12 protein-coding genes are annotated in these 12,973 nt (G+C 34.6%); 9 read left to right on the top strand and 3 right to left on the bottom strand.

Annotation, left to right across the window (positions count from 1 at the left end; translation table 11 throughout):
* Positions 1-128: 128 nt before the first annotated feature.
* From DN389_RS19525 to DN389_RS19535, 3 genes are all read right to left on the bottom strand, one after another.
* A complete protein-coding gene (locus DN389_RS19525; RefSeq protein ID WP_142343513.1) occupies positions 129-1,148 on the bottom strand; it encodes an ABC transporter permease in 1,020 nt (339 codons plus the stop codon).
* Positions 1,145-2,047 (bottom strand): ABC transporter permease subunit, encoded by a 903-nt coding sequence (locus tag DN389_RS19530; RefSeq protein WP_087982507.1) that lies wholly within the window; start codon positions 2,045-2,047, stop codon positions 1,145-1,147. Before DN389_RS19530 ends, DN389_RS19525 begins: the two co-directional genes overlap by 4 nt.
* A 455-nt stretch (positions 2,048-2,502) precedes the next feature.
* Positions 2,503-3,084, bottom strand: coding sequence for a DJ-1/PfpI family protein (locus tag DN389_RS19535; protein ID WP_088080590.1), 582 nt, complete (start codon positions 3,082-3,084; stop codon positions 2,503-2,505).
* Between the two features lie 142 nt (positions 3,085-3,226).
* Between DN389_RS19535 and DN389_RS19540 the strand changes: the two genes are divergently transcribed.
* The 9 genes from DN389_RS19540 to DN389_RS19580 all read left to right on the top strand — a co-directional run bounded on the left by DN389_RS19540 (position 3,227) and on the right by DN389_RS19580 (position 12,972).
* Positions 3,227-3,664 (top strand): Lrp/AsnC family transcriptional regulator, encoded by a 438-nt coding sequence (locus DN389_RS19540; RefSeq protein ID WP_060488643.1) that lies wholly within the window; start codon positions 3,227-3,229, stop codon positions 3,662-3,664.
* 442 nt (positions 3,665-4,106) lie between these two features.
* Positions 4,107-5,645, top strand: coding sequence for a gluconokinase (gene gntK / locus DN389_RS19545; protein WP_097890794.1), 1,539 nt, complete (start codon positions 4,107-4,109; stop codon positions 5,643-5,645).
* Between the two features lie 14 nt (positions 5,646-5,659).
* Entirely contained in the window at positions 5,660-7,009 is a 1,350-nt protein-coding gene (locus DN389_RS19550) for a GntP family permease (protein WP_141547252.1), read from the top strand.
* An 18-nt stretch (positions 7,010-7,027) separates the two neighbouring features.
* Positions 7,028-7,924: a phosphogluconate dehydrogenase (NAD(+)-dependent, decarboxylating) gene (gnd, locus tag DN389_RS19555; protein WP_088092666.1), complete on the top strand. Its 897-nt coding sequence runs from the start codon at positions 7,028-7,030 to the stop codon at positions 7,922-7,924.
* A 270-nt stretch (positions 7,925-8,194) separates the two neighbouring features.
* A complete protein-coding gene (locus DN389_RS19560; protein ID WP_087982498.1) occupies positions 8,195-9,415 on the top strand; it encodes a tetratricopeptide repeat-containing glycosyltransferase in 1,221 nt (406 codons plus the stop codon).
* Between the two features lie 34 nt (positions 9,416-9,449).
* A complete protein-coding gene (locus DN389_RS19565) occupies positions 9,450-10,604 on the top strand; it encodes a CgeB family protein (RefSeq protein ID WP_149237488.1) in 1,155 nt (384 codons plus the stop codon).
* A gap of 146 nt (positions 10,605-10,750) precedes the next feature.
* Positions 10,751-11,287 carry an NADPH-dependent FMN reductase gene (locus DN389_RS19570; RefSeq protein ID WP_149237489.1) on the top strand — a complete coding sequence of 179 codons (537 nt, stop codon included), beginning with the start codon at positions 10,751-10,753 and terminating at the stop codon, positions 11,285-11,287.
* A 79-nt stretch (positions 11,288-11,366) separates the two neighbouring features.
* Entirely contained in the window at positions 11,367-11,924 is a 558-nt protein-coding gene (locus DN389_RS19575; protein WP_149237490.1) for a YdcF family protein, read from the top strand.
* 100 nt (positions 11,925-12,024) lie between these two features.
* Positions 12,025-12,972 carry an ABC transporter ATP-binding protein gene (locus DN389_RS19580; protein WP_149237491.1) on the top strand — a complete coding sequence of 316 codons (948 nt, stop codon included), beginning with the start codon at positions 12,025-12,027 and terminating at the stop codon, positions 12,970-12,972.
* Position 12,973: the final 1 nt, after the last annotated feature.

The raw sequence follows: 12,973 nt of genomic DNA on the forward strand, positions 1-12,973 counted from the left end.
ATAAAAAGCATGAGTCTAGCTAAAGACATGTAAAAAAGTTAGACGGCAGAAAGAAGATGATCCCTGCATTCAACAGGAATCATCTTCTTTGCATTCCACTACTATCAATGTCGACTAACGAGAAAGGATTAAAGGTTCACTTTATCTACAAACGAAAAAGAATCTTTACTTTTAACAAATTTTTTATGATTTGGAACGGTTTGAATTGCTACAACTTGCGAATCTCTTGCTTTCAGTGCATCTTGAATCCCGATTGTCATAAGCTTTATAAATAGAATCGTAATAAAGAATGAAACGAGAGTATACAAAATAATCCACCATGAAATATTCATTTCATAACGATTTAATCCAATAAGGCCTGCCCAATCATTAGATAGAGAAACAGGTTTGAGTACTCCGTCATAGAGTTCACGCATTTGTATCCCGCCAATTACAATATCAAGCAACGCTAAATGGATAACGAGTATGAGTGCTTGGACGATATGTTCCATGAATAACACAAATAAGCGATCAAGTAATAAGACTCGTAAGTGTTTTTTGATAATATGAAAACGGCTAGCCCCTAGCAATTGGGAACTTAAAATGTAATCTTGTTTCATAAATTCATCAACCTCTGAGGATATATATAAAGAAAGTGTAGGCAGAGCGACGAAAATAAGTACGAGTACTTGATAAAACGCAAATGAAATATTTGGATCTAATCTATCAGCATTTGATATGATTACAATATTAACGGGCGTGATGAGTATAAATGCGATAAATAAAGTAGGAATATAGTAAAAAACTTCTGAGCATGACTGGAAAAATCTCTTGAATTTTGGAGCATATAAACTTAAGAGGATCCCTATACATGTTCCGAATAAAATTCGAAAGAAGCTAATTGCCACGGCTAATAAAATGGTAAATTTTGCTCCTTCTATAATTTGTAAGAAAACAGATTCTCCAAAACGATCAGATCCAAAAGGCGGTATTAACGATGGTGGAAAGGGGGCCTTTCCAAGTAATTCGTTATTGTCATTGTAAAGTAACTGAGGAGGTTTTGGGATGTTATCTTTAAAGAACCAACTATAAATAAAACTAGCTGAAACAAGTATGAATAAATAAGTAAAGCCGATTAAAAAGCGTTTTGATTTCCAAATAGATTTCATAAAGTTGCTCCTTTCAATTGCTTTTGCCATCTATTCATCATGAAAGAGGTTATTTGAAAAATGGTATAAAACGGTAAGATAATCATGACAAGTATGATAAATGCAGCTGGAGGTGAAATAAACGCCTTTTTAAATAAAAATTGAATAATGCCTTGCATATTAAAAACAAATTCTAAAATGAATAAGTTAGAAAGTAAGAAAACAAAAATCGTTTTTAAATGGTGGAAAAAGTGGATAGATATATTTTTGAATAAATGAATGCATAGTATATAACTTGATGAAAACCCTTTTCCATATGCAACCTCTACGTAATGTTTTCCATGTTCTTCTTGTATGTATAACACCATCATCCGAAACATTTGTAATGTAGGTAAGACCGCTAAAGATAAAATAGGGAGTAAATAAGCACGATTTTCATTAAAAGAAATAATGGTGAAAGGAGCTTCCCCAAATTTCTTAAGTACCCAAATGAAAAATATTTGCAAACAAATCATCATCATCATATCAGGGACAGCTTCTAATATGAACACAATTCGGTTTATCCATTTTTTTATATAATCTTTTGCTAAAAAATAAAAAAATGCCATGCTAGATGAGATAAAGAGCGCAAGCAAAAAGGCCACAAATAATACAATAAACGAATATAGGTAAGGTTCTAAAACAGTTGGAAATAATGGTGTTGTTTTTAAATGACCAAACTTTGGGTCTGATCCTATAACCAACAATGATTCAGGTGAGAAAACCTGTTTTAACATAGTAACGATCTGGTTAAAAAAATAAATTGGTTGAAAGGTGAATCCTTGTTGAGTGATAAATAAATAAGGTAAATTTAATAATAGTAACAGTGATAAAAGAATTGATGAAAGCTTAATTGTGAATTGAGATATTTTATGTAACATTAAATCCCTCCGACATCTTTTTACAACATTATACAATAAAGTCTAAAATATTGTTTTATTTTTCTGAAAAATAAAAATACTATTAGATTTTATAGTATGGAACATATATTTACAAGTTAATAAAGTTATAGTAGGATCCGCGCTCTAAGTTTATTAAGGTAATAGGATGAGTGAACCAAAAACAATTAATAGAGCAAAATGTACAGAATTCTTATTTGGAGAGGTAGCGGCTATGTTACGCGACTTCAGCGCGATAAAGCTAAGCTGATGCAAAGTTAATTTTAGACGAGATGGTTTCTTCTTTTAGGCTACGTGTAGGAAATTTAAAAAACTCCTAGGGATCAATGAATTCCTAGGAGGGCACCTGTGGTTCAACAAAGAGATAATTCTAACAAGCTCTAGAATTATCTCTTTGTTGAAGTTTAATGTTTAAACTCTTTGTTGAAGTTTAATGTTTAAAACCCCATAAGATTCTTTACATGTTTAGCGTTCTGTTTAGATGTTAATTTTTCAAGTAATAAAAATGCAACATCAAAAGCTGTACCTGGATTTGAAGATGTAATAATATTTCCATCTTGAACAATTAAATCATTTTGTACTTTTGCACCGAAATTCTTTAACTGCTCTTTTCGTTTACTCGTTGGATGACTGTATGTGGTAGCTTTTTTATCTATAAGAATTCCACTTTTACCAAGCGCTAATGATGCAACACAAATACTTGCAATAGGCTTCTGTTTGACATGAAAATGTTGAATAACATGTAAGAATTCTTTACTGAATGCATCCCGATAAAAACCAGCTTCTTCAAACCCTCCTGGAATAGCTAGTGCATCAAACTCATCCAATTGAATATTATCAACCGTTTTTTCGGGTATGACAGTAAAATTCCAAGTACAGGTTAATTTATCCCGAAGACCAGCTGTTATGACCTCGGTCGATCCATCACCCTCCCACTTATTCCAGCCTAGTACGTCTGTAAATACACTAGCTTCTACTGCTTCAAATCCGTCAGCTAATAATAATAAAATCTTTTTCATATCGTAAATCGCCTCCTAATATCCTTATTTTATATAAATATAAAAAGCTGATGAATAAGTTAAATAAGGATATTCAATTGTTTGGCTTTATTATATAAAGAATTTAGGTTATTCTATTTTATAAAAAAAGGTTGGATAGTTTATGGATCAAATTGATAAAAAAATCGTGGGGTTATTACAGTCAAATGCAAAAATTTCAATGAAGGATTTAGCTGAAGCAGTTCACTTATCTTCTCCGTCAGTAACTGAGCGAGTAAGGAAGTTAGAGGAGCAACAGATTATTGAAGGTTACCATGCACGTGTTTCTCTAAAAAAAATTAATCGTCCAATTTCTGCACTTATATTGTTTAAATCAACGAATTGTAAATCATTATCTAACTTTTGCTATAATCATCCAGATGTAATTGAGTGTTACAGAGTAGCAGGGGAAATTAGCTATATTGTCAAATTAGCAACGTATTCTGTAGAAAGTTTAGAAAAATTTATTGATGATTCGATGCAATATGGTACGCCATCAACAAATATCGTGTTATCTTCTCATGAAAAAAAGATAATTGCTCCCTTTATTAGTGAAGAATAAAAATACTGGCCTAATCAATTAACTATTGCCTACTTAATAATCTTTTAAAAATATCCCTTATTTTTCGGACTTGTATAAAAAGAAGGGTCACTAATCATTTTTCTTAGCTTGATGGTTATGTAAAGTGACCCTTAAAAATGAATATTGCTTCTCAACTCTTTTTCATGCAAATGAGTAGAACGTAAGGAAGAACTATGTATGTGTTGTTAATGAAAGAAAAAGAGAGTGTGAGTGTGTTGCGAAATGTAACGAATATAACGCAACTTTACCGCGGGGAAAATCTAAATTTAGTATGTAAGTGAAATGGAATGAGGGGGATATATTTTTTGTTATGAAAAAAATTTTCTTTTTAAAACTTGATTAACGAAAAAATATTTTATATACTAATTCATGTAAACGGTTTACTAGATCGTATTTTGCTAGAAACGAAGGGAAGATTCGCATGGAAACAAGGGGGAGAGTAATCGGGATTGATATCGGTACCACAAGTACAAAAACGGTTGTGTTTACAGAAAAAGGAAAAGTCGTTGCATCACATGCAGTTGATTATCCAATTATTCAACCGAATGTCGGATGGGCTGAGCAAGATCCTGATGTAATATGTGCTGCTGTATATAAAACTGTAAGCGTTGCCATCCGGAAGGGTAACGTGTTACCAGAGGATATTTCTTCAATCGGTATTAGTACAGCAATGCACGCATTAATTGCAGTAGATAAAAACGGTGCACCATTAACGCGTTCTATCATTTGGGCAGATAATCGAAGTACGAAACAGTCAGAAAAATTATTACAACATATGAATGGTCATGAAATTTATAGACGAACGGGTACACCAATTCATCCGATGTCGCCACTTTCTAAATTATTGTGGATGAAAGAGGAAGAGCCAGAATTATATGCGAGCGCATATAAATTTATTTCCATTAAAGAGTATGTTATGTATCAATTGTTTTCATGTTACGTAGTGGATTATTCAATAGCATCAGCTACTGGGTTATTTAATTTAGAAACATTAAACTGGGATGAAGATGTTTTAACGTTGTTACATATGTCACCAGAACAATTATCAACACCAGTGCCAACTACATATATTTTGTCGGGTATGAAACCGGAATTAGCACAAAAGATGGGTATTCGTGAAGATACGCCAGTTGTTATTGGTGCAAGTGATGGTGTTCTTGCGAATGTGGGCGTTGGGGCAATATCGCCTGGCTCAGCTGCAATTACAATTGGTACAAGTGGTGCGGTTCGAACAATTTCATCAAGTGTTAATACAGATGAAAAAGGAAGAACGTTTTGTTATGCATTAACAGACGAGCACTGGGTGATCGGCGGACCAACGAATAACGGCGGAATATTACTGAGATGGTTACGTGATGAATTTGGTAGCCCAGAGCAAGAAGTAGCAAAAAAACTTGGCATTGATCCGTATGATTTATTAATTAAGTATGCGGAAAGTGTACCAGCTGGAGCGGGTGGATTGCTATTTTTACCGTTTTTATCTGGAGAGCGTGCACCGTACTGGAATGCAAATGCTCGTGGTACATTCTTTGGAATAAACCTTCAGCATAAACGAGAACATTTTATACGTGCAGTCATGGAAGGTGTTTGTATGAGCGTATATTCTGTTGCACTCGCAATCAGGGATTGTACAGGGCCACTTACTGAAATACGCGTTTCAGGAGGTTTTGCGAAATCTGCATTTTGGAGACAAATGTTATCCGATATGATGGGAAAAGAATTGCTTGTTCCTGAAAGTCATGAAGCATCTGCGCTTGGGGCAGCGGCAGTTGCTTTATATGCTGTAGGAAAAATTGATTCTCTTGAAGAGGTAAAGGATTGGATTGATATTGTTCACCATCATGTACCGAATAAAGAAAATACGGCTATATATTTAGAAATGTTTTATATGTATGAACGACTTTACAATCGCTTGAAAGAAGAATTTGATTGTATAGCTGCTTTCCAACGTAAACAATAGGGGGATTGGGAGAAATGGTAGTTGGAATCGTACTAGCGGCAGTTGTCATACTACTTTTACTTATTACAGTAGTAAAATGGCATCCGTTTGTCGCGTTAATTTTAACAGCAATTGGTGTAGGACTAGCAATGGGAATGCCATTGATTGGAACTTCACCAAAAGATCCAGGGATTATCGATTCTATTAAACTAGGGCTTGGTAATACGTTAGGGTTTTTAGCGATAGTATTAGCATTAGGAACCATGCTAGGAAAAATGATGGCCGAATCTGGCGGTGCTGAACGAATTGCTACCACATTAATAGATCGCTTTGGGAAGAAACGTGTTCACTGGGCGATGATGTTCGTTGCATTTTTAGTAGGGATTCCAGTATTTTTCCAAGTTGGATTTGTACTACTAATTCCATTAGTATTTACAATTGCGTTAGAAACAGGGGTATCACTTATTACAATCGGTATTCCACTAGTAGCAGGACTATCTGTTGTACACGGACTCGTGCCACCGCATCCAGCAGCGATGGCAGCAGTAGGTATTTTTAAAGCAGATGTAGGGAAGACAATTTTATATGCTTTAATCGTCGGACTTCCAACTGCAATCATTTCAGGTCCGCTTTACGGGAAATGGATTGGTGCTCGTATACATAAAGAAGTACCATTAGATATAGCGGAGCAATTTATTGAAAGAGATAAGAAGAAGGAGCTTCCTAGTTTCGGAAATACATTGTTTACAATTTTACTTCCAGTATTTCTAATGCTAGGTGCATCAATTGCGGAAGTAGCACTAAACAAAACAAGTCAACTTGCACAAGTATTGCACTTTATTGGAGATCCAATCGTCGCGTTATTAATTGCAACGATATACTCTTTCTTTAGTCTTGGTTATGCAAAAGGTTTCTCAAAGGATAAAGTATTACAATTTACAAACGATTGCCTTGGGCCTATTGCGAACATACTGTTAGTTATCGGTGCAGGCGGCGCATTTAATAAAGTATTATTAGATTCTGGAATTGGAACGACAATCGCAGAAATGGCGAAAGAATCTCATATTTCACCGATATTATTAGGCTGGGGAATTGCGGCACTTATCCGAATCGCAACTGGATCGGCAACGGTTTCTATGATGACAGCAGCTGGTATTGTTGCGCCGATTGCAGCAAGTACACCAGGTGTAAATGTTGAACTACTAGCACTTGCAACAGGTGCAGGGTCATTAATTTTATCACATGTAAATGATTCTGGATTTTGGATGATTAAAGAATATTTCGGAATGACTGTGAAAGAAACATTATTAACATGGACTGCAATGGAGACGATATTATCTGTTGTAGCACTTGGACTCATTTCGTTATTAAATATATTTGTATAGAATGGGAGATTGATTAATATGAAACTAGGTTTAATTGGATTAGGAAAAATGGGATTCCCATTAGCAGAACATTTATATGAAGACAAGCATGAAGTAGTGGTATATGACGTTAATAAAGAGCTTGTTGAAAAGGCAGGGGCAATAGGGATTACCGCTCGTCATACATTAAAAGAAATGATTGCTGAACTAGAAGCTCCTCGTAAAATTTGGGTAATGGTACCTGCGGGAGAAGTTGTTGAATCGGTACTAAAAGATGTATATCCATTATTAGAGGAAGGCGATATCGTTATTGAAGGCGGGAATTCATTCTATAAAGATACGTTACGCCGTGCTGAAGAAGCGAAAAGTTTTGGTTTACATTACGTAGATATCGGTACATCAGGCGGTGTAGAAGGAGCTAGATACGGTGCTTGCTTAATGGTTGGTGGAGAAAAAGAAATTTACGATCAATTAGAACCTTTATTTAAAGATTTAGCAGTAGAGAATGGGTATTCTTATGCAGGCCGCGTCGGAAGTGGTCATTTCTTAAAAATGGTTCATAACGGTATTGAATACGGAATGATGCAAGCAATCGCTGAAGGCTTTGAAGTGTTAGATAAAAGTGATTTTGATTTCAATTATGAAGATGTTGCTAAAGTATGGGCAAACGGATCAGTTATCCGCGGTTGGTTAATGGACTTAACTGAAAAGGCATTTGCAGATGATCCTAAACTTGATGGCATTAAAGGTGTGATGAACTCTTCAGGAGAAGGGAAATGGACTGTGGAAACGGCACTTGAACTTCAAGCGGCAGCACCGGTAATCGCAATGTCATTATTTATGCGCTACCGTTCTCAAGAAGATGATACATTCCACGGAAAAGTAGTTTCAGCTCTTCGTAATCAGTTCGGTGGACATGAAGTTGTGAAAAAATAAGGTTGTTTTTAAAAAGAAACTTGTGCATAGGCGCAAGTTTCTTTTTTTATAGTGTAAGAAATCTCTAATTTAAAAATATCAATCAATCATTGTTTATTTGTACTGATTGTATCAAATATATAGTGAAGCATGAAAGATGTCCCAACATAAAAATAAGAATAAATAAAATGAAATTTTCATAAATAGTAAAAGGATGATTATGTCATCAGTGTAGCTATGAAGTGGTGTTACATATGAAAAGAGCGTGTTAATAAAATATGAGGTGGTTAAATGGGAAATGAGCAAGTGAAGAATGCAGGGGAAGAAAAAAAGTTATGTCTTTGTATGATTGTTAAAAACGAGTCTAGAATTATGGAAAGATGTTTAAATGCTACAAAATCAATTGTAGATTTTGTTTCTATTTGTGATACGGGATCAACTGATAATACACCTGAAATTATTGAAAATTGGTGTGAAGAAAATGAAATCCCTGGAACAGTTCATCATGAACCATTTCAAAATTTTGGCTATAACAGAAGTTTAGCAGTTTCATTAGCACAAAAAACATATCCAGAAGCAGATTATTTATTAATATTAGATGCAGATATGATATTAGAAGTTGATCCCGAGTTTGATAAGACTAGTTTAACGGAAGACCACTATCTTACAATGCAATATGATATTCATATTAAGTATTGGCTTACACGCCTTTTGAAAGCTTCTTTACCATGGAAATCTGTCGGTGTTACTCATGAGTATTGGGATATAGATCGTTCCAAAGTTGGTGCGAATTACAATACGAGGGTAGCTAGGTTAGAGACGCTTGTCGTTAACGATCCTGGGGATGGTGGTAGTAAAGCTGATAAATTTGAGAGAGATGAGCGGTTGTTGTTACAAGGATTGAGTGATCCAGAAACAACGCCAGATTTGCATATAAGATATTTATTTTACTTAGCCCAAACTTATTTTCATTTAAGTCAATTTGAAGATTCGATTAAATGGTACAAAAAAAGAGTGGAAGCAGGTGGATGGGTTGAAGAGGTGTTCTATTCGTTATTGCGAATAGGATTTTGTTATGAACAATTAGCAAACCGTTCAGCAAATAAACAATATGAGGTAACAGAAGTGGATGAAAAAGAAAATGCTAAGGCGCAAGAAGAGCAATATACAGCATTAGCTATTCTTTATTTTCAAAAAGCGTGGGAATATAGACCAACTCGGGCTGAGCCATTATACCAACTTGCAAGAATGTATCGATTAAAATCTCAAAATAATATTGCTTTGATGTATGCGTTGCAAGGGAAGGAAATTCCTTTTCCGAAAAATGATCTGCTATTTGTAGATTATCATGTGTATGATTACTTATTTGACTATGAGATTTCTATAAGTGCTTTTTATATACCGCATAAAAAACATTTAGGTGCAGTATCACAAAAATATTTGGAATCGAGAAAAGAAGAGCTACCGTTGCATATAGCAAATATGGTAGAAAGTAATGCGAAATTTTATTAAATACATTGTCGGTTAAAGGAGTAGTGGAGTAATCATGGAATTAATACGATGGGCGCTAGAACTAGGGGAATCCGTGCATGGAAATACGTATGAAGAATTGATGCCACTACTAGATTATTATTATGATCGTGATCATTTAAAAGCGTATTGTATCGCAAATCTCCTTATAGACATGGACGTAGCAGAAGAGCATCGGCAAAAAATCGAATTAAGAAGGTGCATTGCTGCTTATTATGCTGGAATGTATAAAGTAGCAAAAAAACATGCAAGTGAGCTTTTAATTAGATATCCGGATGTGGATTTATATAAAAATAATTTAAGACTAATGGAAGCTTATTTGAATAAAGAATATGATTATTGTCTTTTTATATGCCCAAAGACGTATGGTAGTTTTATAGATGTTGCGCGAGCTTTGAAATGGCGATTGGAGCAGGAGGGAAATACAGCAATTATTTCAGAAACAATACTAGAAAATGTGAAAAATACAATTGTTTTTGGAGCGCATACGTACGCACATAATCCGAATCTACTACCAAAAAATGCAATTGTTTATAATTTAGAACAGCTATATGAAGGAAGCCCTTATGCGCATCCTCTTTATTTAATGTTATTAAAAGATAAGGAAATTTGGGATTATAGTAAACAAAATATAGAATGGTTAAAACAAAAAGGAGTAGGAAAAGAAATAAAACATGTGGAAATGAACTATGCCCCAACTCTAGAAATAAAAAAAGATGCATTTGATGAAGAGTTAACTGAAGACATCGATATACTGTTTATAGGTGCTCTTAACCCAAGGCGACAAGCTATTTTTAATCAATTAAAAGTAGTTGCCCCGAATTTAAATATTGTTTTTAAAAATAATGCGTGGGGAATTGTTAGAAATGAGTTGATTGCTAGGTCTAAAATTATATTAAATATTCATTTTTACTTATCGGGTATTCTTGAAACTCCTCGAGTTTCTTATGCAGTGGCAAATAAGAAATTTATTATCTCTGAAAATAGTAATCCCGAGGACGAGATAGAGTGGCCAGGAATAGTGTTTACTCCGTATGAAAAAATAATAGAAAACGTTATGAAATATATAGAATTACCAGAAGAACGTATTAAATTAGCAGAAAAAGCGTATAACCATTTTGAAGCAAAAAGAAGCATAGACATACTGAGCGATAAAGCGGAAGAAAATTAATTGTGAAGAACTCCTACTTTCGTATGAGTTCTTTTTTTCGTCTATCATACTATTTTATCAAGCTAGTTCCCTCTTTATATTGTGTTTTGTATAGAAATTTCTGATAATATATGAGTGTAACTGAAAAACAAAGGAGAGAAATAATTATGAAACTAGTCGTTATTAACGGTACGCCAAGAAAATTCGGTAGAACTCGTGTGGTGGCAAAATATATTGCTGATCAATTTGAAGGGGAGTTATACGATTTATCAGTAGAGGAACTGCCTTTATATAACGGGGAAGAATCACAACGTGAATTAGAAGCGGTAAAAAAATTAAAGGCATTAGTGAAAACTGCAGACGGTGTAGTACTATGTACACCTGAATATCATAATGCAATGAGTGGAGCGTTGAAAAATTCGTTAGATTACTTAAGCAGTAGTGAATTTGTTCATAAACCTGTCGCATTACTTGCAATTGCTGGAGGCGGTAAAGGTGGCATTAACGCATTAAACAGTATGCGTATTGTTGCTAGAGGGGTGTACGCAAATGCAATCCCAAAACAAGTTGTGCTTGATGGACTTCATGTACAAGACGGTGAACTGGGAGAAGATGCAAAACCATTAATTCATGATTTAGTTAAAGAATTAAAAGCATATATGAGCGTATATAAAGAGGTGAAAAAACAACTAGGAGTGGAGTGATAAATCAATCGTATAAAAAGTACTTCTGCCTTCCTATCTTTTTCTATATAATAAAAAGAAAGGGAGTGCAAATTTATTTATGAACAAATGGATCTTGCTTATAATCTTATTATTACCACCACTATACATTCTTTATATGACGTTTCGAATGAAGAAAGTTGCTCGTGAAAAATTGAGTAATCACTCTCCATACGTTCTTATTTTAGGCGCAAAGTTATTTGGAGAAAGACCGTCGTTATCTCTTCAAAACCGTTTGGATGTAGCGTTGGAATATTTATTTTCTCATCCTGAAGCGAAAGTAATCGTTTCAGGTGGTCAAGGAGAAGATGAAGATATACCGGAAGCTCAAAGTATGAGAAACTATTTAATGGTACATGGTATAGATGAGAATCGTATTTTAATGGAAGATCAATCTACAAATACGTATGAGAATTTAAAGTTTAGTATGGATTTATATGATGTGAAACATGCGGTAGTTGTAAGTAATACGTATCATTTATATAGAACGAAAATAATCGCAAAGCGTTTAGGCATGAAGATGGAGGCACTAGCTGCTGAAACACCAATGCGCTCTAAGAAAAAAATGTATGTACGTGAATATGCTGCAATAATGAAAACAATATTGTTCGACCGTTAGAGCTCAAATTTGAGCTCTTTTTTAATTATAAAGCGTATCATTTGAAATGAATGCCGTATTCCATCAAAATAAAGGAAACAACATTAAAGGAGCTGTATTTGTGATTCAATTTAATCATGTGTCAAAAGCGTATGAAGATGGCACGAAAGCAGTGGATTCATTGCATTTAGAAATTAAAAAGGGAGAATTTTTTGTTCTCATTGGTCCGAGTGGCTGCGGGAAAACAACGACAATGAAAATGATTAACCGTTTAATTGAAACGACTGAAGGATCTATTTTAATCGATGGAAAAGATATTCAACAATATAATATTAATGAATTGCGTTGGAATATAGGATACGTATTGCAGCAAATCGCTTTGTTTCCGCATATGACAATTGCAGAAAATATTGCAGTAGTTCCTGAAATGAGAAAATGGAGCAAAGAAAAAATAAAAGCTCGTGTCGATGAGTTGCTACAGATGGTCGGGCTAGATCCAGACGTATATCGCGATCGTATGCCTGATGAATTGTCAGGAGGGCAAAAGCAGCGCATTGGTGTCGTAAGGGCATTAGCCGCAAACCCGAAAATCGTTCTTATGGATGAACCGTTTAGTGCGTTAGATCCATTAAGTAGGGAACAGCTTCAGAAGGATATCGTACAATTGCAAAAGAAGATTCAAAAAACAATTGTATTCGTAACACATGATATGCAAGAAGCATTATCACTTGGAGATCGTATTTGTATTATGAAAGAAGGAAAAGTAGTTCAATTAGATACACCAGAAGGTATTATACATAATCCGAAAAATGAATTTGTAGAAGAGTTCATTGGAAATCGTGGACAACCTTGGTATGAGGGGAAAAGTATAGAAGATGTATTGCCACTTGATGAAAGTATACGGGTAGAAGGGGATGCACTATCAATGCATTCTTCTTTACAAGAAGCATTAGTTCGTGTACGAGCTGACGAAGTCGTTCCAGTTGAAGAAAATGGTCAATATGTTGGAGCTTTAACAAGTCGTCATATTGTTAATTACATTGTTGAACAAATGAAGGAAAGAGGCTAAA

It is taken from the genome of Bacillus sp. AY3-1 (genome assembly GCF_008368785.1).
GTDB classification, from domain to species: domain Bacteria; phylum Bacillota; class Bacilli; order Bacillales; family Bacillaceae_G; genus Bacillus_A; species Bacillus_A wiedmannii.